The following is a 22270-nucleotide window of genomic DNA, read 5'->3' as shown; positions in this document are numbered from 1 at the left end:
TAAAACAAGCTGCTCTAAAAACTCAGTAGTTAAATATCAAACTTGAGCAGCTTAAACGCTACCTTGCGTTTCAATAACTAACACTCGCGCTTCACCTACAGGGTGTGCTACGTGCTCAGTGCCTATTGAGGCATAAAAAATGTCACCACTTTGCAGTACCGTTGAGTGCGTCTCGCCATCTTGTTTGTAAAACATTTCAACGGCTCCATCAAGCACCACAAAGACTTCTTCGCCATCATTGATATGCCATTTATAAGGTTTATCAGTCCAATGTAAGCGGGTAGTGATGCCATTCATATTGGCAATATCTTTTGCTCCCCATGCCTTTGTTGCGGTGAACTCTTTACCACGAATGATCTGCATACAATTTCCTTATTCGTCTAGCTCTAATTGCGCCCGCTCTAACGTTTCGGCGGGTAGTTCTTTTTGTACTGATACGCCAAGCTCTTTAAATTCTGAGGCTTGTTTTATTAGGTTGCCTTTACCGCGATATAACTGCGAAAACGCTTTATCGTAGCTTTCTTTGGCTTTATCTAACTGTTTACCAACACCTTCCATGCTGGTTAAAAAGCCGTTGAGCTTGCTATAAAAACGCTCCGCGCGATTAGCCAACTCTTTGGAGTATTTAGTTTGCTCTTCAAAGCGCCATAACTGTTTCACAATATTTAAGCTGGTTAAAAGGGTAGTGGGGGTGGCAACCAGAATATTCTTTTCTATCGCTTGTTGATAAATATCACTTTGATACTTAAGTGCTTCAACAAAGGCTGATTCTATCGGCACAAACATCACCACCACTTCAGGAGAGTTAAGCCCAGGTAAGCGATCATATGATTTACTCGCCAGCTCATTAATACGCGCTTTTACAGCCTCAACATGCTCTTTAATTGCTTGTTGAGCCTGCAGTTCATTATCTGCATTTACGTAGCGAGTGTAAGCGTTTAGCGAAGTTTTAGCGTCAATCACTAAATGCCGACCTTGAGGCAAATACACCACCACGTCAGGGCGCAGGCGGCCTTCTTCGGTATTAAACGATACCTCGCGTTTATAATCAGTACCAGCGCGCAACCCTGCGCTGTCTAACACGTTTTCAAGCATTAGTTCGCCCCAATTACCTTGGGTTTTCTTTTGCCCTTGCAATGCGTTACTGAGCCTGTCTGCTTGCTCAGTGATTGCTTGGCTTTTCGCTTGTAGATGTAATAACTCTATTTTCAGAGCTTCACGTTGTTTTAGATCTTCAACATGAATTGATTCCAATTTATCCCTGAAGCCTTTTAACTCACCTTGGACAGGTTTTAACAGCTGCTCAATACTTTCTTGATTAAGGACTTTAAATTTTTGCGATTTTTCTTCGAGTATTTGATTAGCAAGGTTTTCAAATTCTTTTTTAAGTTGCTCTTTGCTTTCTTTAATATGTTGTAACTGCTGCTCAAAATGGCTTTGCTTTTGCTCAAGCATAGTGCGCATATTATTGAGCTCAACATCACGGGCATTGTATTCGCTTCGTAGTGTTGTTAAATCAGCTTCAGCCTTGCGCCAATAATGGTTGTATTGCTGGCTTTGCTTTTCTTGCTCAGTGAAGCGGGTTTTATAGTGCTGAGTTTCGTCGCGTTGTTCTTGGTGGCTTTGTTTAAGTAAATCGTGTTCATCTATCAAGGCAGTATATTGCTGCTGTTTTTCATTGGACTGTGTTTGCAATAAAGCTAGTTGTTGCTGCTGCTCACTTAGCTCTGCTGTTAGTCGCTTACCACGACTTGCATAAATAACACTAAAAAGCACCGCGCCAACACTAAAACCAATCCCAACACTTACCCAATCAATGTTTGTAAGTAACTGTATATACATAAATAAACTTTAATTAACCAAAAGACACTTCATGATAGCCAATCTAAAAATACCACGATAGGTTTTTTTACTTTTTTATGACTCTAAAAATCATTACAGAGCATTACAAAAGACCCATCTTAATTAGTTATATAAACAATTTTATTCTACACTCAGAACAATAATAAAAACCAACAAGTGGTTTTACTTATACAACAATACAAGGACTGAAAAAATGAACGATATCAAAACCCCAAATATTGAAGTGCAATGTAAAGCAGATAACTACTTTTCCGTTAAAACGTTGACTGTTTTACCTCATACACAAGAAAATTGGTTAACATTTTTTAATAACGAAATAAATCCGACTGAGTCGCTGAGTGTTTTGTTTAATAATGCAGGAAAAAACGATCTCATAAGCACTGAAAAAAGACAATACGTAGAACTTATTATCAGCCTAGATCCGTCAGTGGCTGCCGATTGGGAATTTTACGGGAATGGTGTTGAATATTGTGGTGCCGATAGCAATTGCCAATATAATATATCTACCGAGATCACTGATGACGACACCTTAGTTTTAAGAATTGCTCAAGTAGAGCCGACCTATGAATTTAACGGTGTAGATAAAGACAACCTTGAAAAAGTTGTTGAAGTAACCGAAGGCAAAGAAACTGAGTATTTACCTATTTCGTTTAGGTATACAGCTAAACATGTGCCTTCTGGCAAAATTTATATGTCACAAGATCCTAAAATCATTGTTCGTAGGCCTGGTGCTACATACTAATATAAAGCACTAGCACAACGAAAAGAAGAGTCATATTGCTGCATTAACGCAATAAACTCTTCTTTTTGACACCAAGGTTTAAACCAGGGTAAATTAAACCACATTGGGTGATAACCTATCATTAATGACTTTTCTATATACATTAACGCTGACTGATATTCACCAATCACACTATACACAAGTGCTGCTGTAAACACATATTCATAATGATCTGACGCAATACTTATTGCTTTATTGAGTGCTTGTAAGGCAAGTTTAGCTTCGCCTAACTGGCTGTGTGCTTGTGCGACTTCTAAATAACTATCAAGAGTGTGTTGATCTTGTGCCAACTCAACTACTTTTAGATAATTTGCCGGGTATGATTCCACCAGATTAAGTGCCTTTTGAGTATCAGCTAAGTTGAGTCTAAAACCTACATGCCCCGGGTTTATATCCACAGCCTGTTGGGCAACTATTAACGCTTGATCAAACTCCCCTTGCAAAGAATAAGCAATGCTTAAATTACTTAAATTCGTACTATCAGGTTTAATCTCAATTGCCTGTTTATATTGCTTTATAGCAATGGCTAAATCACCTTCTGTTAGGGCTATATCTGCCAGTAATTGATTTGCCATATAGTTTTGAGAGCTTAAGCTTATAACTTCATTAAGCAGCTGCTTTGCCTCTTCAATTTGACCTTGCCACCATAATACTTGCGCTAAATTTTGCTTTATTATTGGATTTGCTCGTATTTTTAATGCAAGTTCAAACGCCTGCTGTGCTTCAGGCAACTGATCTTGTTGTAAATATAATAAACCTTTAAGTTCATAAAGAGCGGTAGAACTTGCTCCAACTTGTTCAGCTTTAGCTAAATACTGCTTCGCAGTTAACCAATCTTGCCTAGCAACCGCGATTAGCATTGCATTTGTAGCAAATGCAGGGGTGTTTTGATACGCAGTTGGTGAGTTAAAAAGTAATTTACTGGCAATATTTAAATACTCTGCTTGCTGTGATTGCTGATATAAACTCAGGGCGACTTCACGTAATAACTCATAGTTGGCATATAACTGCGGGGTTTGTTCTATAGCCTCTTTAATACGCATAAATAATTGATCAGTGTAATCACCAACTTGCTGCACTTTTTGATAAAGCTCAATATGTTCTATTTGTTCTTTGTCACTAAGCTGCGCCATTGCAATATATTTACTATCAAAATCAGGGAAAAGCGCTGTTAATTGCTGACTGCTTAAATGGTACATCTGATTATAACTATCAATTACAATGGGCCATTGCTTACGCGCTTTTACCGTCCAATTTGGCGCCTCGAGCCGAACTAACGTTAAATAGCATTGCGGTTGCATGCAATTAAGCTCAGCGGTCACCACTTCTTGTGCACCCGTTGCTTGCTTTAATTTATGTAACTTATCTGTAAAAGTAAGTTTAGCATTGCCGCTTTGTAAAATGAGCGCAACCTCATCCTGCGAAATAAGATTTAACTGCTTACTATTAATAATACTTTGCCTAATAGCATCATCAATTGTGGCTTTGAGCATATTTGTATCTGCGGATAACAGTGCGGCTGATTTTACCACCGGAGGTAAAAATGCAACATAGTGCTCTGCTGGTTTATGTACTTGCAGCTTATACATTAAGCCTGTTGCAACCACGGCAATACAAAGCAAAGTCCCTAAAAAAACAGCCTTTTTAGGCGATTTTTTTTGTAATGCGAGTCGCTCTAGTGGAACTGTGTCTTGCGCCAAAATTTCTTGCTGTTTAATAGCTATAATAACGGCTTGTAACTTACGCTCTACACTTTGAGCATCAACAGGGCGGCGGTCTTTTTTTCGTTGTAATAATTGATTTAGTAAATCACATAATTCATTAGGTAACTTGGGAATGATCTCATGTGCATTACACGCTTTACCGTTGGCAATATTATTAGCAATCGTTTGCGCAGATCCTTCACCAAATGGATGACGGCTACTAATAAACATATAGGCCAGCATACCAAAAGAAAATAAATCACTGCGAAAATCTAACGGCTGTTTATTAAGCTGCTCAGGCGACATCGCACTAGCACTGCCACAACTGGATTCATCACGTTGCTCACTAAGCGGCTTATTTTGTAATGTTGCAATACCAAAATCAGTGATTTTTAATTCATTTTTATCAATTAAAATATTGCTAGGCTTTAAATCACAATGCATAACATCTTGACTATGGGCATGGGTTAGACCAGCACACAGTTGTGCTAATAAATTAAGCTTTTCGGAGAGTGTGGTGACGTGCTGATGTTGAAACTGCTGTAATGTTTTGCCTTTTAAGTACTCCATTACAATACAAATTTGCTGCTCATATAAAATTACATCATGTATTTGTACAATATTAGGGTGATTTAAACGAGCAAGCAGCTGCGCTTCAACCAAGGGGTCGCTATGTTCTATTGAGTGCTCAGTAGGCTTTAATAATTTAATCGCAACATAGCGCTTTAAACGTGTATCCTCTGCAAGATACACACTTCCCATACCTCCTTGGTTAAGTAGTTTAATTAATTTATAGTTAGTGATGACTTTATTAAATTTTAATACTGTTTCATGCTCTAACGACATCCGAGGTACTCTCTAATTCACACCCTTTATAAATCATAAAGGATGCGCCAGCAAACCGTACTTTTCGCAATTGTCTTTCGATGATATTTTCAGCATCATGAACATTTACTAAAACTTCTGAAAACTGCTTGCGAGCACGATGTATCTGTATATTTAAATAGCGCATGTCGACACCTAAATCTTTCACTAATTGCTCCGTATTTACCCAACCTTGGTTAGCTGGTAATACTCCTTTTTTAGCATCTAAAGCTCTATAGCGCGCTAAATTTAAGGTTAAGTAGTGATGGCAGCGAACATGCAAATCAAAATCTTTATTATTATTGTGATGTTGAACTTTTAATTCTGATGTTTCTTCATCCAAACTTAGGTTAAAAATAAAGTCTAAATCACTAATATACAATTGTGGTACGGAGCTCATCTGGGTTGCAACTTCCAGATGACTAGAAAGAAACATCCATTGTTCACCACCTAAGGTAATAATACTATGATCTTCTAAGACTTCTCGTATCGTAAACTCATCATCGTGTAATGATTCTAACAACCATTGGCCGCTACTTTGCTCAAAAACAACTACGCTATCAGGTTGCTGCTCTGGCAATAGGTGGTAATGATTAAGCTTAATTGTCTCGGCTGTTTGACTTTGCTCGTCATCTAACTTGATTAATTGGTCTGTAGGAGCAGTGAGATCTTTAACCACATAAGTAACCTCTGAATTACCGGCAAAATAAATTTTATCGCCAATACTTAGTTCTTCAGAGTCATCCTTCACCAAACGCTTATGATTTAACCAAGTACCATTCAGGCTTAAGTCACGGATATACCACTTACCATTCAACCACTCAATAATAGTGTGTATTTTCGACACACTCAGATCGTTGACAAGTGTATCTACAGAATATTGAAAGCGCCCAAAACTATGATGCGCATATAAAAAACAATATTCGCTTGTATGTTTATTAATTAAATAAGCCATTATCACTACCTTTTATCGAATGATGAGGTATGTGTCTAACTATTGATATTACAATCAATTCTCCATAATAGACACAACCAAACAAAAATGAAACAAAAAATTAACATTCAATGTATTCATGGATTAATCCGCAAACAATTGCGGCCAGATAACAGTATTTTAGAAACAAAAAGGCAAAATAAACATTACGTACTATTACAGCAATTGTTTATTAAAGGGATAAGTAAAAAGAATGAAATATAAAAAAAGCCAGCTCAAGGTGAGCTGGCCTAATATTACTAAAATAAGTAACTAAAACTAGGGAATCAACATGATGCCTGTGTTGACTGCAATTCAACAACAAGCAAAAGAGTAGACGCCCTCAGGCTACTTTAGTTCAAAATAAATTTAAAATTGATAAAATAATACTGCATGCGCCAAATAACAGGCATAAAAAAAGCCAGCTCAAAATGGGCTGGCTCAATCATTACTAAAGTTAGTAACCAAATAGGGAAATCAACATGATGCTTGCGTAAACTGCAATTCAACAACAAGCAAAAGAGTAGACGCCCTCAGGCTACTTTAGTTCAAAATAAATTTAAAATTGATGAAAATAATACTGCATGCGCCAAATAGCAGACATAAAAAAAGCCAGCTCAAAATGGGCTGGCTCAATCATTACTAAAATTAGTAACCAAATAGGGAAATCAACATGATGCTTGCGTAAACTGCAATTCAACAACAAGCAAAGAAGTAGACGCCCTCAAACTACTTTAGTTCAAAATAAATTTAAATTTGTTGAAAATAACTCGTGAACCAAATAGCAGGCATAAAAAAAGCCAGCTCAAAATGGGCTGGCTCAATCATTACTAAAACTAGTAACCAAATAGGGGGAAATCAACAATGATGCTTGTGTAAACTGCAATTCAACAACAAGCAAAGAAGTAGACGCCCTCAAACTACTTTAGTTCAAAATAAATCAGGCTAATTTGAAATAATGCTAACTTTTTATCAAAGAAAGCATTTGTTGTTCGTCAAACTTTGTAAAACTCATTGATTTTTCAGTAAATAATGCATCAACAAGGGCTTGCTTATGTTGTTGCATTTTAAATACTTTTTGCTCAATTGAATTCGCCATTATCAGTTTATAAACAAAAACAGGATTTGTTTGACCGATTCGATAAGCACGATCTGTCGCTTGTTTTTCTACTGCTGGATTCCACCAAGGATCGAAATGGATCACAGTGTCCGCCTGAGTAAGATTAAGCCCTGTACCGCCAGCTTTTAAACTGATCAAAAATACCGACGTTTTACCACTGGTAAATTCTTCGATCACTTTATCGCGATGGCGCGTTTGCCCCGTAAGCAAGCTGTAATTGATCTCCAGTGATGCTAGCTGCTGCGCAATAATATCTAATGCAGAAGTAAACTGGCTAAAAATAATAATGTTACGACCTTCGCTTAACATTACTGGTAAATGGCTACTCAACCAGTCAAGTTTTGCACTTCTAGCTGAGGTGTGTTCGTCAATCAAACGCGGGTGACAACATATTTGTCGTAACTTTAATAACGCCTCTAAAAAGGCTAATTTGCTCTTTTGCGCGCCTTGGGAAGCAAACAGGTCGACCATTTTCTCTTCTAGAGAATCAGTAATGCTTTGATAAATATCTTTTTGCTGTGCTTCGAATTCGAACTCTTTGATCAACTCTGTTTTCGGTGGTAACTCTTGTGCTACTTCAACTTTTGTACGGCGTAAAATAAAAGGCAAGATCAGTGATTTAAGCTCTTTAGCACGATCACTATCAGCGTCACGCTCAATCGGAGTCTGAAAATGCTGTTTAAAATGAGCCTGTGAACCAAGCAAGGAAGGCATTGCAAAATCTAACAATGATTTCAATTCAAATAAATTGTTTTCAATCGGTGTACCACTTAAACATAAGTTAAATTGAGCATTTAAACGCTTAACTAAACGAGATACTTGCGCACTGTCATTCTTTATATACTGCGCTTCATCAAGAATAATATTCTCAAAATACAACGGCGAGTAGTAAGCGATATCTCGCTTGAGTAATGGATAAGTAGTAAGAATGCAATCTGCCTGGGCTAAATGTTGTAATTGCTCAATCCGCGCGCTACCAAATAGGGTCGTCACTTTAATACTACTGGCGAATTTAGCCATTTCATTTTGCCAATTACTTACCAAGCTCGTTGGGCAGACAATTAGCGTTGGGCCGGCTTGCTCTCGTTGCCGTGCGTTAGCTAAAAATGCAATAACTTGTAAGGTTTTGCCTAATCCCATGTCGTCGGCTAGTATTCCGCCTAACTGATGGCGCTTTAAGAACTGTAGCCATTGAACGCCTTGCTGTTGATACTCGCGAAGCCGCACGCCCGCATTCAAGCCATGTAACACTGTAGTAGCAGTAGCTGGTGCATCTAGCTCAGCTAAATAAGACTCTAAGCTGTCGTCGACTAAGTTAACCGCAAAACAGCTCATCTTCATTAAATGTACTAAAAATGATAAAGGTATAAGTAATTCATCGCGTGTTTTTATAAACTCAAAACGATCTTTAAAATCAGTAAGCGTATCAAAAGCTGGTTTGGTTATTACTCCAAACTGTTTACCATTTGCATAATAATAAAAAAGTTCGCTTTGACGATTAAGTGATTGAAATTCTGAATTATCGTTTGCTAATACGGTGGCAGCTTTAGCGTTTGAGATCATTATTTTACTAACAATTTGATGACCTTTACCACGTTTAACATCCAAGCTGACATTAGTGATTGATTTTTTTATCACTAGTTTTTTATCAGTTACCTTCCAACCACGCTGACGAAGTTTAGGCAAAACCTCGTATTTAAACCAATGCTGATGAATAACTGATTGTTTATTAAAAACAAACTCATTTTGTAAAGCCCCTTTACATAGTTCAAAGCCTAAATTTGTGAGCTCTGTGATAACGGTATTTTCAAGCGATGCATTGAGAATATTTGCTGGTGCTGAGTTTGGAGCGTAATTACCATCTTGATAGTTAAAGGTAAGCGTAAGCTTTAATTGGTTATTGCTATTACTAACATCCACAACAGCACAAGTATCTGCTACCCGTTTTATTTTTTTACGTTCAGATGATTGGTAATGAGGTATTACACCGTCACCAAAATTTGCAGCTAATTGCTTATAGACACGATCAAAATTAGCAGTATGAATGGCTGGGATCGCTCTGATATGAGCAACTTCTTCACCACTTAGTGGCGTACGTAAACGGCCTATGCGTAGTGACTCTGTATCAAGGTAAGTTGGTGGTGTGGTTTTAAGTAAGAACCAGGATTGTTTACCCGTTAAACTTACATTTAATTGAATAAGATCTTTTTTGTGTGACCACGAAAAACTCAGATCTTCAGCACTATCAGCTTTAATCGACTGACGAGAACGCCCAAAAAACAAACGCTGAGAAGCAATCAACTGCTGTAATGCGTTAAATCCCCATTGCCCTCTAAGCTCTAAATTACCAAGTGCATTTTGAGAACGGATCCAACTGTATAAACGAAAATCAGTTTCGAGTAAATCGGATGGTGTTACAAAACTATTAAGCTGCTGATCAGTAAGGTTTCTACCGAGGGTATACTGATGTTCTGCAGAGAAAGCGGCAATTTTTGGTGTTAAAATAACCCGATTGTTTTCTACATCAAGCACAAATAAAAGTACATTTTTAGCTTGTGCTGACTGGTTTTGCTTAAGTGTTGTTAGCTCTTCAAACCAATCATTCATTATATAGTCTTGGCCGTAATCACCAGAATGATCAATCTTCAGCTTTAACAATACAGCAGCCAAGTGGCGACAGTTAGTTTTGGCATTACATGAACAGTGTCGATCAACTGCAAAACCATTGGCTAACTTCTTTATCTCTATGTGTTGGGTAAAAGTACTGCCTTGATTTCCAAACACCGAGGCATCAATGACAGAGAAATCATGATTATGCTCTAACCAATTAATTTGACCATTTGCTACGTACTCTTTTGCTTTACTGAGCACATGAGGCTTAAACAGCTGTTTAATAAATCGTTCAGATAAAGGAAATTGAGTCGCTTGCTCTTGCTTGATCTCTTCAAAAATAGCGAGTAGGTCATTCTTAGATAAGTTAGCAGACATATTGCTCAGGGCAGTAAAAAATAAAAATAATTTTACCAGTATATGATTTATCGGCGTCGAGCTAAAGCATTAAAATGATTAAAAAGACTGGTTGGAGCTGATAAGTTAGTAAAAAAATGATCTCAATACAAAAACAGCTGAATTTAATAGTTAAACACAACTAACCAACAATAAACCCACAAGTTATAAACATATTGCTAATAATTAAGCGCGTTTACAGATCACATTTTTACTAAGTTATAAAAAAATAGCGGTAAGAGTGAAAAATATAGCTAATCAGTTAGTAAAAAAATGATCTATGAGCTCAATAGTAAGGTTTATTGATATTTCAGATCATTATTTTACTAACAAAACATAGTTTGGGATCAGAATTTTACTAACAAAAAAAGCCTTCAGATCAGATTTTTATTAACTAGTTAAATGCATTTAATAACTTAGTTAGCTGTTCTAAGCGCTTGTCAGTCATCACTTTATTATCAATTTTGATTGATAAATCACCACTTTTTAAATTACGTTGCAAGCTAATGTAATTATTTTCTAGTAGTGCTTCTCGACGTTGAGTTGACTGTGGCTCAGCCGTAAGCAATTTAGTGATCGCCATTGCACGCTTATCATCACCAATTATATCTTCTAAGCTATTATCGTGTGTCAAATGATTTACTTGCTGATTAAAACTATGCTCATCACGTTCTTTTGCTGCAATCAGTTTTTTAGCTACTTCACGGCCAACATGATTCGCTGTTGGATAAAGGGCAAGTACGGCAGCAGGAAGCTTCTCAAAGGCTTTAATTGCATCAGCAATAGCTGTATGCGATACACCTTCAATGGCGGCTACTTCACGATAAGAGCCTTTTTTTCCCTGTGCAACTAATTCATCTTTTGTTTGTTGATATGCTTGGCCAAGTTCCCAGAGGCTAGGGGCAATATATTGGTCTGACGATACCGCTAAAATCTTAGCATCTAAATCTGTAAAATCACTCGAACTAAGAACCATGTAGTCAGCATTGCCGATTATACATGCCATACGACGACGTGAGCCGGCTAATACCAACGTTTCATCACCTTTGTCCCAACATAGGGCGGGGTGTTGGTTACGACCATCCTCGGCTATTGCAGGGAGTATATCAGCGACAGACTTTTCATTGAGTAATACTTGAACACGACGATTTTTTGCGTACACCTTGGTGGTACTTTCTATTTCAGCATGCGGGATCACTTTGCAAACGAGTGTGATCTGACGATTAGGATCGCTTGGTGCAGGCATTTTGATCACATCGCCTGCGTTTGCTTGTTCTAGTAATTCATCAAGATTGCTATTACCAATTGAAGTAGCAAAAGGATCTAAGCTGGTGTCATTTTTACGTTTTTTAGCCATTTTTTGTTAACTACCTTACTTAGTTTCATTCAATTGAGATTGTGTTGATTGCCAGTTTGAACGGATCAGCATTTCTAATTCATCAACAACATCTTTTATATTTTCTTGAGCTCTGATCAGTGATTCTCTACTTGCTAAGCTGTCAGATGTTTTTTGATCAAAAATAGTATTGAATGACGAAGAGCTCGCTGTAATTGCCGAGCTGTGGTTAATTGGGTAACTCATTACCTGACGACCAAATGCACTGCGTACATCTTTAACGATGTCACGCTGTGAATGATTGCCTTTTACGTAATTAGTTACTAAAAATTGCATAAAGTCCCAGCCTTCATGACCTAAAGATGCAACGGTATGATAGATCTCGCCTAAACGTTTTAAATATTTGTTATTAGCATCGAAATCAACGGCCTCAGGATGCACCGGGATCAGCATTGCCGTAGATGCCATTAAAGCATTATAAAACATGAAGTTAAGAGATGGAGCTGTATCAATTAAAATGATATCGAATTGATCCTTGACCGGATCAATAACTTTTTCTAATAGTTTATGGTAATGACGGGTTTTTTCATAACTTGAACTATCTTTTAGCAACGTTGCAGTTTCATGTTCAAAGTAAAAGTCATCCATACCAGAAGGCAAAATGCGTATATTTGGGATATGCGTAGGCAAAAAAGCATTTGTAACAAGTTGCTGCCAAGTTTCATCTGGATCTAAATCAATGCAATCTCGCATTAAATCACCGACCGTGATCGGTTCAGGTTCACTGGGTGGGAAAAAACTTGATGATGACCCTTGCGGATCTAAATCAATAATACCAATACGGTAACGTTTAATGTTAGTCGTAGCTAGGGCTGCAGCAATATTTACCATACTGGTTGTTTTACCACAGCCGCCTTTTAGAGAGTTGATAACAATAACTTGTAATTTATCGTCAACATTGCGGTGATCTGGCTGAATATCCATTATATCTGCCATAGCAAATATATTTACCAAAGTGTAAGCGTAATGGCCGTTTGCACCGCGTTTGATGTTTAGCTCATCAAAATCACCATTGTCATGGCGGCGTTTTAAGGTACGATTGTTACAGCCTAACAGATCTGCTGCTGCTTTTTGAGTGTAAGTTCGAAGCTCTTTTTCTTCAGATTTTAAGTGGGCACGATAATGCTGAATACGTCCTGCTAATGATTTTTCTGCGACTTCTGCAGTTGCTTTTAAAAGCCGATAGGTGGATAGCGCATTATTATGAATTGACATACTTTATTCCTCAAAGTTAGGTATTAAGTATAATGTCCATTCAATTGACTGTAAACAACTATTTATGACGACATGGCTTTTAATAACAAGACATTTAGAATTAATTTGTAATTTTAAAATTGCTTAGTATAAATAAAGAAGTTTAAAGGTGGTTAAATATATAAGGTAGTAAAGGTTAAGGGCATAAAATAGACATCTAAGTTTCTGATATATATAAATAATAGTAAAAAAAGTGGATCAGGTTTATACTTGGTTAAGATCAGATCTTTAGTAACTGACAGATCGTAATTTTACTAACTCTGAATCAGATATTTAAGTTATGCACAGTTTGAACACAGGTTTACGCACAAAAACCGCTGTTGAGATCAGTTTTTTACTAAGATAATTAAGAACTTATCCACTTACAATCGGGATAAATAGGCTGTTCAATTAGTATAGATCTGATCTGTAGTAGGTATAGATCAGATCTATGCTAACTGATTCGATGATTATCCACAGGCATTAGTAAAAATTAGATTTATGTCGTGTATTTTTGGTTAAAAAACAAAAATACACGGACAAAAATATGCGTGAGTTAGTAAAATTTAGACTTATAACCGTAGTGTTAGTAAAAAACTGATCTGAAAATCAAGATCATTAAGGTTACTTAGTAAAATAGTGATCTGAACATATATTTTAATCCCAGATCAGTTTTGTACTAACTTAAACATTTAACTTTTTCTGTTTAATGTGTTGTTATTAGCTGTCGCAATAAAATTGGAAATAAGAACAATGAACCGAAAGGTCAACATCTCGGTAGATAACTTACCCGATACATTACGGGGTCAGATCCACGGGGTGGAAAGTGCAATAGATAACGAAAGCCTCGCATTATTTACAGACAATAAAGATGTGCGAGTTTCATTAGAAAATGCAGCGCATGGACTAAGGGCCTATTCGAATACTTTTAATCATTATGATTTGTGGGGACGTTTTGTTCGCTCAGGCCATAAAAAATTACCACTCGAAGAAGCGCCTAAAAAAACCATTATTACTCGAAAAATATCCGAAAAAGTGGATGGCATTTTGTATGATGGTGAAATTAAAATTACTCCAGCGGTAGTAAGTACCCGTAAAGACGGTGAAGATGTTGAATATTTAGTTTGGCCATCAGATCGTGAAGAAAAAGTAGAACGTGCATTAATCCGTTTAGCTTCTAAAGGTAAAATTGTTAAAATCAATTTTAAGTCCGGTATTCAATATGCCGTGGTTTTTTCGATGAACGAATTAGCGCAAGAACTTAAAGCTGTTGGGCAATCAATGCCTTACCCACAAATAAAAGAAGCATTAGAAGCACTGCAAGGTTCTAAGCTATCGTTTAAGTATTCAGCGACAGATACTAAAAATACCAATATTGATGATTCATTTTACGAATCAAATATGAACTTTCTTTCTTCTTTGCACTTTAGTGGTAAAAAAGGGCAGGGCGGTAATGTTAAATGTGTTGCGTGCTTGAATGCGTTTGTCCATAACATGATCGATAACCTTGAATACAAAGGTTACTATTTCAATAGCGCGCAAGAATTAAAGCGCGGATTATCTCGCTGGATGATGTTGCGTCTTTATCATCTTTGGCGCTATGCGGCACCAGGAAAAACATATCATTTTAGATTGTTATCTATCATGGAAAAATATGGCTCAATCTATTCAACTGACGATATCACTGAAAATAAATTAAAAGCATTGCGTCGTGATATGACCACTACGATGAAAGATCTTATCGAAAAAGGTGCTATTTCAGAATATAGCATTACTAATGTTAAAGATGATAAAACTGGCAACATTGTCGATTATACATACGAGATGCATCCTTCAGATCAGTTTTGTGATGAAATACTTACTTTGAATAAGCATAACAAACGTATTGAAATTCAAGGTGGTAAACGCATAGTTGAAAATGCAGTTTTAATCGACGAAGATAAAATTGAAGAAATAGTTAAAGATTAACTTACCGCTTAAGCTATTCTGACTAAGGCCGCTATATAGCGGCCTTTTTAACATAATTATTTATCAACTTGTTCCAAATATAATCTATCAACAAGAAAATCATACTCTCGTTTACGCGGATGGCTTTGTGGTTTTTGATAATCTGATAACGTACCTAGTTTTACATCCGGTTCAGGGTTTATCAAAATAAAAGGTAGTGCGGCACTAACATGATAACGATTTTGCGCGGTGTATCTCACATTTACTTGTGGGCTAACGCGGGTTGGGCGTCTTATTCGTAATTTATCTTTATCTCCTAAACTAGCGACACGTAATTGTTCTTGAGCAACGAGTGTTTGCCAACTGAGTTGATCTATCATTCTAGGATTGGAATAACCGGCTGATTTTTCGAGCATGGCTAGTGCCATCTTTTTTGTCAGTGTTTTAGTCGCGTGTTTGTGCATCCAGGTAAAACGAACTGAAAAAGGGGAGTTTACTTCAAAATGAATTTTACGGTACGCGGCGAGTGTTATTAAATTTGGTATCGCATTATGAACCGCTTCAAAGCGAGCATCATTATTATCAATGGCTAGAATACATTCTTTAAATGCAGCTTTAGCTTTATTTAATTGTTGAATTCGAGCAACAAGTTGTTTTTGATCCGCATTTTTTATTACCAGTAACCCAGGGTGACGTTTTAAAACACGACTACTTAAGCCTGATTTTTTATAGATATCGTTAAATGAATTTAAAATCAACTTTTGGCCCGTAGCACCTGTAATTTTCGTAACATTGATCGATTGAGGGACTATCTTTTCATCGTTACTATCAATATCAGGCAATTGATAATAATCAGCCTTTGAATAATCGCATTGCATTAAATCATCAATAAAGTGATTAGTTAAATCACTAAGTAAATCGAACTGACTGCGAATTTGTACTTTAGTTACCATAAGAACACATCATACAATATAGATGATAATAGTCTACCATAGCCGCAGTTAAACTAAAAACAAAGCAGCGCACAATTACCTGTTTATATATTGTTAAATTCTACTAGATGCTAAGTAATTATTATAAGCAATAAAGTATGATGTGTTCTTTATTCTTGTTAAGGATCTTATAGCGGATAGGTTGATAGTTTTTCTAACTTAAAAGTTCGATCATCTCTAAATAAGTATGTTTAAATATTGCCTTTGAGCTGATGATTAAGTACATCATGTTGCTGCAATTGTATAATCTCCGATCCGATAGAAGGTATTTACCTCAAGTATAAGTTGTGTAATTAAAGGGTGAGGACTAACTCTATTGTAGTTTTCAGTTGCCAATGGATACTGGTATATCAATGCAACAATTTACGGGAGCTTATTGATGTGACCAATTCTATAAATTACTCATAGGCAGATTATTTCAATTTTGCTTCAGGGGATTATCTAATTTGAAGCAGCTTACAAATTATCAGTCGTGCAGTTGCAGTGAGTAAGTTTATGGCTGTGAGCACAAAAATAAACTGCGCTTACAGACTTTATAACCATGAAGCTTAAGTAATCGTCGATATAGTTAAAGAGCTGAACTACAGTGATAACAAGCTGCTAAACCTATCTAGTTTAAGCCAGGCATTATAAAAATGTTGTATGAACGCTGAGAAATAGGCCAATAAGATGTATAGGAGTTGGAGTCAAACCAGCGCTCGAATTTTACAATTACATACTATTGCCTTAATTTAATTGCAGTGTCATTCAGGCTTGAATTGACAACTATCAGTAATTTGAGATACGTGCCAACATGAATCAAACAAGGTAGTTACAAGCAACATCAGACGAACTGAATTTCATTTAGGTATACCTCTTTATTACTCAGCACCCGTAGCACATATTTTAAACTTCAGCCATTTGATATAAAAAATAATCTAATTTTAACTGTAAAGTTAAGGTTACATAGCATTGCAGTTTAAGTATGATGTGTTCTTATTTTCAGTTGTAGAGTAGGCACTTAATTTATTTACTACGGTCTCGCTGTATTATTTAATTTTATGTTTTATATTAATAAGTTAAACAATACCCTGTGCATATTTTAAAAAATAAAAAGGTGGCAGAACAGTGCAAATCATCAATAATATTTATCTCATAACTAAATAATTGATAATTAGCGAATATAGTCCTTGAACAGGGGCACTGCATACGTTAATTTTCATCTATCAGGTAAATGTAGGAATGAGGAAATTAATATGCAGTCGTGGAACCCAAATAGCTGGAGAGAGCTCCCAATACTTCAGCAGCCACAGTATCCAGATCAAGAAGCGCTGAAAACTGTTGAAGGCCAATTAAAGAGTGCACCGCCACTGGTCTTCGCAGAAGAGACCCGTAGTTTATTTAAACAACTAGAAGACGTTTGTGAAGGCCGTGCCTTCTTACTTCAAGGTGGTGATTGTGCTGAATCATTTAGTGACTTTAATGCCGCTAATATTCGTGACACATTTAAAACAATATTACAGATGGCAGTCGTACTAACTTATGGCGGTAAATGCCCTGTAGTTAAGATTGCGCGCATGGCAGGGCAATATGCTAAACCACGCTCAGCAGATTTAGAAACCATTGATGGGGTATCTTTACCTTCATACCGTGGTGATATCGTAAATAATTTTGAGTTCACTGAACAAGCGCGTATTCCCGATCCACAACGCTTAATGACGGCTTATCATCACAGTGCAGCAACATTAAATTTATTACGCGCATTTGCACAAGGTGGACTTGCAGATTTACATCAGGTAAATCGCTGGAACATGGGTTTTGTTGCCGCAAACCCACTTAAAGAAAAATACCAACAACTTGCGGATAAGATTCAAGATGCGCTTGAGTTTATGGAAGTGTGCGGTATTAACTCAACAATTGCACCAAGCCTTAAAGAGACTGATCTATACACCTCTCATGAAGCGTTATTACTTGGGTATGAAGAAGCGCTTACTCGCCGTGATCATCTATCTGGCGATTGGTATGACTGCTCAGCACATTTTGTTTGGATTGGTGAACGTACTCGCCAACTTGATCATGCACATATCGAATTCTTTAAAGGTATTAAAAATCCAATTGGGGTAAAAGTTGGCCCAGGAATGGATCCTGACGACTTAATTCGTTTAATTGATGCGCTTAATCCAGATAACATCCCAGGGCGCTTAACATTAATTACACGTATGGGTGCTGATGTACTTCCTGAAAAGTTGCCGGCCTTAGTACGTCGCGTTCAACAAGAAGGCCGTAAAGTAATTTGGAGTTCTGATCCAATGCACGGGAATACTGAAAAAGCGACATCAGGGTATAAAACCCGAAGCTTTGACAATATTTTGCGTGAGATCAGCCAGTTCTTCGCAGTTCATAAAGCTGAGGGCTCGTATGCAGGTGGTGTTCATTTAGAAATGACTGGCCAACATGTTACTGAGTGTACTGGTGGTGCTTACGGATTATCTGATGACGATCTAGCACAGCGTTATCGCACACAGTGTGACCCACGTTTAAATGCTGATCAGGTATTAGAACTTGGCTTCTTAGTTGCAGATTTATTAAAAGACGCGCGTAAGTAGAGTTAGTCCAAAAAATCAAAAGCCGCAGATGCGGCTTTATTAATGTCCGATATTATTTTTATACCTTGTGGAACTATAATTAGCTATATTGAAGTTAGTACTTACGTCGCTCAAGGTTAGTATCAGAAATGATCTTAGCGGAAATTTCTTCTACAGAGTGATGGGTCGAATTTAAATACGCCAGCTTATGTTTTTTATACAGCATTTCAACTTCGCGTACTTCGATTCGACATTGCTTAAGTGATGCGTATTTTGAATTAGCCATACGGCGTTGGCGAATATCAGCCAACCTGACTGGATCAATCGTTAAACCAAACAGCTTATGCTTATAGGCTACTAAGCACTGTGGTAAGTTACCCGAATCTAAATCTTCTTCAGTGATAGGGTAATTAGCTGCTTTAATACCATACTGTAGCGCTAAATATAAACTAGTTGGCGTTTTACCACTGCGGCTTACGCCGACCAAAATTATATCGGCTTCAGCATAGTTACTAATATTAGCGCCGTCATCATTAGTAAGCGCATAGTTCACGGCATCAATTCTAAAGTCATAACTTTTTTCATGCATTGAATGAGTACGATGAATTTTAGGCACAGGCGCTACTTTTAGTTCTTGCTCAATTTTCTCACTAAATGTAGTTAAGAAATCATAAGTAACGGCGGTCGATGAGCGAATAATTTCACTTAAATTGTGATTAACAAAAGTAAAAAAAACCAATGGCTTTTCGCCTTCGCGTTGTGCCGTTGCATTGATCAATGCTTTTATTTCGTTCGCTTTTTTTTCAGTTTCAACAAAAGGGATAGTTTTATGATTAAATTCAACGGGAAATAATGACAAAGTGGCGTGGCCAAATACTTCAGAAGTGATAGCTGTACCGTCAGAAATATAAAATGCAGTTCTCATATTAACCTTTTTATTACGTTTAATAGTTAAAATAGCCACCCTACGGTTTACGTAAGGTCTATTGCCAGTGTAGAATGAAGGTGACCTTTTTAGAAGGTTTTCTTTCTTAACTCTCACAGTTATTACTACAATTTGTTTTTTTGGAGAAAGATCCGTGCAAGAATACGTTCTCTGGTATCAAGAGCTTGGTATGCAAGATGTTCCTCGTGTTGGCGGCAAAAATGCCTCACTCGGCGAAATGATTTCTAACCTAGCAAACGCTGGTGTACAAGTCCCAGGTGGTTTTGCTACTACCGCAGACGCATTTAATGAGTTTCTTGAGCAATCAGGACTAAATGCAAAGATCCACGACATTTTAGACACACTGGACGTGGAAGATGTAAATACACTAGCAAAAGTCGGCGCTGATATTCGTCAGTGGATTATCGACACCCCATTCCAACCTAATTTAGACCAAGCCATTCGCGACGCATACAGCCAACTCCACGGCAATGCAGCAGACGATGTTTCATTCGCAGTACGTTCATCAGCAACAGCTGAAGATATGCCTGATGCATCATTCGCAGGTCAACAAGAAACCTTCCTAAATGTACGTGGTATCGACTCAGTAATGGTCGCCATCAAGCATGTGTTCGCATCGCTTTTCAATGACCGTGCCATTTCATACCGTGTTCACCAGGGTTATGATCATCGCGGCGTAGCATTATCTGCGGGTATTCAACGCATGGTACGTTCTGATAAGTCATCGTCTGGCGTTATGTTCAGTATTGATACTGAATCAGGTTTCGAAGATGTCGTGTTTATCACCTCAAGTTATGGTCTAGGTGAAATGGTTGTACAGGGCGCAGTAAACCCTGATGAATTTTATGTTCATAAACCTACACTTGCTAAAGGTAAGCCATCTGTAGTGCGCCGTAATATTGGCTCAAAAGCGATTCAAATGATTTACTCTGCCGATCAAGCGCATGGTAAACAAGTAGAAATCGTAGACGTAGATGCAGCCCTTTCAAATAAATTCTCAATTACCGATGCCGAAGTTCAAGAACTTGCAAAGCAAGCTGTGATCATCGAAAAACATTATGGCCGCGCGATGGATATCGAGTGGGCAAAAGACGGTAATGACGGCAAGCTATACATTGTACAAGCTCGCCCTGAAACAGTTCGTTCAAACGAAGATACGAATGTTATGGAGCGTTTTCAACTTAATGGCAGCAGTGCTGTTGTCGTTGAAGGACGTGCCATCGGTCATAAAATTGGCTCAGGTGTTGTTCGTGTACTTGATTCGATTAAAGAAATGGATCAAGTTCAACAAGGTGACATTTTAGTAACCGACATGACTGATCCAGATTGGGAACCTATCATGAAACGTGCTGCAGCGATTGTAACTAATCGTGGTGGTCGTACATGTCACGCGGCAATCATTGCCCGTGAGTTAGGTATTCCAGCAGTTGTAGGCTGTGGTAATGCAACTGACCTAATTAAAGCAGGCCAAGAAGTAACCGTATCATGTGCTGAAGGCGACACTGGCTTTATTTATGAAGGTATTTTAGATTTTGAAATCCTCACTTCACGTGTCGATAAAATGCCTGAACTACCAATGAAAATCATGATGAACGTTGGTAACCCAGATCGTGCATTTGATTTTGCACGCTTACCACACTCAGGTGTTGGTCTTGCGCGCGTTGAATTTATTATCAACCGTATGATTGGTGTGCATCCTAAAGCATTGCTAAATTTTGATGCTCAAACAGATGAGTTAAAAGCTGAAATCACACAGATGATTGCCGGTTACGAATCACCGGTTGAATTCTATATTGCTAAATTAGTTGAAGGTATTTCGACTTTAGGCTGTGCATTTGCACCAGAGCGTGTAATTGTTCGTATGTCTGATTTTAAATCAAATGAATATGCCAACTTAGTTGGCGGACAACAATACGAGCCTGAAGAAGAAAACCCAATGATTGGTTTCCGTGGCGCAGCACGTTATATTTCGGAAGATTTCCGTGACTGTTTCGCACTAGAGTGTGAAGCAATCAAACGTGTTCGTAACGACATGGATATGGCCAACATTGAAATCATGATCCCATTCGTACGTACCCTTGAAGAAGGTAAACGTGTTATTGAATTACTTGAAGAGCATGGTCTTAAACGTGGCGAAAATGGCTTAAAAGTAATCATGATGTGTGAACTTCCATCAAATGCATTACTTGCTGATGAATTTTTAGAACATTTTGATGGCTTTTCAATCGGTTCAAACGATTTAACGCAACTTACACTTGGTTTAGACCGTGACTCAGGATTAATTGCCCATTTATTTGATGAGCGTAACCCTGCAATCAAAAAACTACTTTCTATGGCAATTCAAACTGCCAAAGCAAAAGGAAAGTATGTTGGTATTTGTGGTCAAGGTCCATCAGATCATGAAGACTTTGCTGCGTGGTTAGTAGAGCAGGGAATTGATTCTGTTTCACTAAACCCAGATACAGTACTTGAAACTTGGTTATACCTTGCTAAAAAATTAGCAAAATAATCGTTAAAGTATAAAAAATGCCAGCGTTATTGCTGGCATTTTTGTTTACTCAATATGTTATAGCCTATTTATAACTTTTATCGGGCTAACTTCTTATCTAAGAACGCGCAGGATTTTGTCAGCGCTTTTTGGCAAATTGCTAAATAATGGCGTGCTTTAGGGTAATAAAAAGAGAAACACATAAGCCCTGCAATAAAAAAGATCAAAGAAGGGCCTGGTACAATAGCAAAAAATAATCCCAGCAACATAAATAAACTGCCGACTAAAACTAATACACATTTTTTCATTTCAATTCCCTCGCAATTAAGCATCTACTATGAGTATAAGTAATCACAGTCTTTTTACGATAAAAAGAGTGTTACAAACTGTAAAA

General features: G+C 37.4%; 14 protein-coding genes. 4 read left to right on the top strand and 10 right to left on the bottom strand.

What is annotated here, in order from left to right; genetic code table 11:
- Positions 1 to 51 precede the first annotated feature (51 nt).
- On the bottom strand, positions 52 to 363 hold the full coding sequence (locus tag PSR9079_RS02555) for a cupin domain-containing protein (RefSeq protein ID WP_145238990.1): 312 nt from the start codon (positions 361 to 363) through the stop codon (positions 52 to 54).
- A gap of 9 nt (positions 364 to 372) precedes the next feature.
- A complete protein-coding gene (locus PSR9079_RS02550; RefSeq protein ID WP_149980305.1) occupies positions 373 to 1842 on the bottom strand; it encodes a DNA recombination protein RmuC in 1470 nt (489 codons plus the stop codon).
- A 214-nt stretch (positions 1843 to 2056) separates the two neighbouring features.
- Here PSR9079_RS02550 and PSR9079_RS02545 point away from each other — a divergent pair, with 214 nt between their 5' ends.
- Entirely contained in the window at positions 2057 to 2605 is a 549-nt protein-coding gene (locus PSR9079_RS02545) for a hypothetical protein (protein WP_149980304.1), read from the top strand.
- On the opposite strand, the gene PSR9079_RS02540 is transcribed toward PSR9079_RS02545, so the two are convergent.
- The 5 genes from PSR9079_RS02540 to PSR9079_RS02520 form a co-directional block, all read right to left on the bottom strand.
- Positions 2602 to 5193, bottom strand: a complete 2592-nt coding sequence (locus PSR9079_RS02540; protein ID WP_149980303.1) for a serine/threonine-protein kinase — start codon at positions 5191 to 5193, stop codon at positions 2602 to 2604. The genes PSR9079_RS02545 and PSR9079_RS02540 overlap by 4 nt on opposite strands.
- On the bottom strand, positions 5177 to 6166 hold the full coding sequence (locus PSR9079_RS02535) for an FHA domain-containing protein (protein WP_149980302.1): 990 nt from the start codon (positions 6164 to 6166) through the stop codon (positions 5177 to 5179). The genes PSR9079_RS02540 and PSR9079_RS02535 overlap by 17 nt, the downstream gene beginning before the upstream one ends.
- A gap of 979 nt (positions 6167 to 7145) precedes the next feature.
- Positions 7146 to 10292: a DEAD/DEAH box helicase gene (locus PSR9079_RS02530; protein ID WP_149980301.1), complete on the bottom strand. Its 3147-nt coding sequence runs from the start codon at positions 10290 to 10292 to the stop codon at positions 7146 to 7148.
- A 412-nt stretch (positions 10293 to 10704) separates the two neighbouring features.
- Positions 10705 to 11667, bottom strand: coding sequence for a transcriptional regulator (locus PSR9079_RS02525; protein WP_149980300.1), 963 nt, complete (start codon positions 11665 to 11667; stop codon positions 10705 to 10707).
- A gap of 15 nt (positions 11668 to 11682) precedes the next feature.
- Positions 11683 to 12921 carry an AAA family ATPase gene (locus PSR9079_RS02520; protein ID WP_145239012.1) on the bottom strand — a complete coding sequence of 413 codons (1239 nt, stop codon included), beginning with the start codon at positions 12919 to 12921 and terminating at the stop codon, positions 11683 to 11685.
- A 771-nt stretch (positions 12922 to 13692) separates the two neighbouring features.
- Between PSR9079_RS02520 and PSR9079_RS02515 the strand changes: the two genes are divergently transcribed.
- Complete coding sequence (locus PSR9079_RS02515) at positions 13693 to 14907, top strand: replication protein A (protein ID WP_145239015.1); 1215 nt, start codon at positions 13693 to 13695, stop codon at positions 14905 to 14907.
- Between the two features lie 56 nt (positions 14908 to 14963).
- Here PSR9079_RS02515 and PSR9079_RS02510 read toward each other — a convergent pair whose 3' ends face one another.
- A complete protein-coding gene (locus tag PSR9079_RS02510; protein ID WP_145239018.1) occupies positions 14964 to 15839 on the bottom strand; it encodes a DNA replication terminus site-binding protein in 876 nt (291 codons plus the stop codon).
- A gap of 1274 nt (positions 15840 to 17113) precedes the next feature.
- On the opposite strand from PSR9079_RS02510, the gene PSR9079_RS02505 reads away from it, so the two are divergent.
- Complete coding sequence (locus PSR9079_RS02505; RefSeq protein ID WP_145239021.1) at positions 17114 to 18463, top strand: class II 3-deoxy-7-phosphoheptulonate synthase; 1350 nt, start codon at positions 17114 to 17116, stop codon at positions 18461 to 18463.
- Positions 18464 to 18557: 94 nt separating this feature from the next.
- On the opposite strand, the gene ppsR is transcribed toward PSR9079_RS02505, so the two are convergent.
- Positions 18558 to 19367, bottom strand: coding sequence for a posphoenolpyruvate synthetase regulatory kinase/phosphorylase PpsR (ppsR, locus tag PSR9079_RS02500; RefSeq protein ID WP_149980299.1), 810 nt, complete (start codon positions 19365 to 19367; stop codon positions 18558 to 18560).
- A gap of 154 nt (positions 19368 to 19521) precedes the next feature.
- On the opposite strand from ppsR, the gene ppsA reads away from it, so the two are divergent.
- A complete protein-coding gene (gene ppsA / locus PSR9079_RS02495) occupies positions 19522 to 21897 on the top strand; it encodes a phosphoenolpyruvate synthase (RefSeq protein ID WP_149980298.1) in 2376 nt (791 codons plus the stop codon).
- Positions 21898 to 21974: 77 nt separating this feature from the next.
- Here ppsA and PSR9079_RS02490 read toward each other — a convergent pair whose 3' ends face one another.
- A complete protein-coding gene (locus PSR9079_RS02490; RefSeq protein ID WP_145239030.1) occupies positions 21975 to 22184 on the bottom strand; it encodes a PGPGW domain-containing protein in 210 nt (69 codons plus the stop codon).
- Between the last annotated feature and the right edge of the window lie 86 nt (positions 22185 to 22270).

The sequence above is a fragment of the Pseudoalteromonas rhizosphaerae genome, assembly GCF_902498845.1.
In the GTDB taxonomy this organism is placed as follows: Bacteria; Pseudomonadota; Gammaproteobacteria; order Enterobacterales; family Alteromonadaceae; genus Pseudoalteromonas; species Pseudoalteromonas rhizosphaerae.
Note: the sequence above shows the minus strand (reverse complement) of the source record. Positions and strands in the feature narration are given on the sequence as shown.

Bases quoted from the DNA above. Each gene is read 5' to 3' on its own strand.
- PSR9079_RS02555 (WP_145238990.1), bottom strand. From the start codon at position 363: ATGCAGATCATTCGTGGTAAAGAGTTCACCGCAACAAAGGCATGGGGA.
- PSR9079_RS02550 (WP_149980305.1), bottom strand. From the start codon at position 1,842: ATGTATATACAGTTACTTACAAACATTGATTGGGTAAGTGTTGGGATT.
- PSR9079_RS02545 (WP_149980304.1), top strand. From the start codon at position 2,057: ATGAACGATATCAAAACCCCAAATATTGAAGTGCAATGTAAAGCAGAT.
- PSR9079_RS02540 (WP_149980303.1), bottom strand. From the start codon at position 5,193: ATGTCGTTAGAGCATGAAACAGTATTAAAATTTAATAAAGTCATCACT.
- PSR9079_RS02535 (WP_149980302.1), bottom strand. From the start codon at position 6,166: ATGGCTTATTTAATTAATAAACATACAAGCGAATATTGTTTTTTATAT.
- PSR9079_RS02530 (WP_149980301.1), bottom strand. From the start codon at position 10,292: ATGTCTGCTAACTTATCTAAGAATGACCTACTCGCTATTTTTGAAGAG.
- PSR9079_RS02525 (WP_149980300.1), bottom strand. From the start codon at position 11,667: ATGGCTAAAAAACGTAAAAATGACACCAGCTTAGATCCTTTTGCTACT.
- PSR9079_RS02520 (WP_145239012.1), bottom strand. From the start codon at position 12,921: ATGTCAATTCATAATAATGCGCTATCCACCTATCGGCTTTTAAAAGCA.
- PSR9079_RS02515 (WP_145239015.1), top strand. From the start codon at position 13,693: ATGAACCGAAAGGTCAACATCTCGGTAGATAACTTACCCGATACATTA.
- PSR9079_RS02510 (WP_145239018.1), bottom strand. From the start codon at position 15,839: ATGGTAACTAAAGTACAAATTCGCAGTCAGTTCGATTTACTTAGTGAT.
- PSR9079_RS02505 (WP_145239021.1), top strand. From the start codon at position 17,114: ATGCAGTCGTGGAACCCAAATAGCTGGAGAGAGCTCCCAATACTTCAG.
- ppsR (WP_149980299.1), bottom strand. From the start codon at position 19,367: ATGAGAACTGCATTTTATATTTCTGACGGTACAGCTATCACTTCTGAA.
- PSR9079_RS02490 (WP_145239030.1), bottom strand. From the start codon at position 22,184: ATGAAAAAATGTGTATTAGTTTTAGTCGGCAGTTTATTTATGTTGCTG.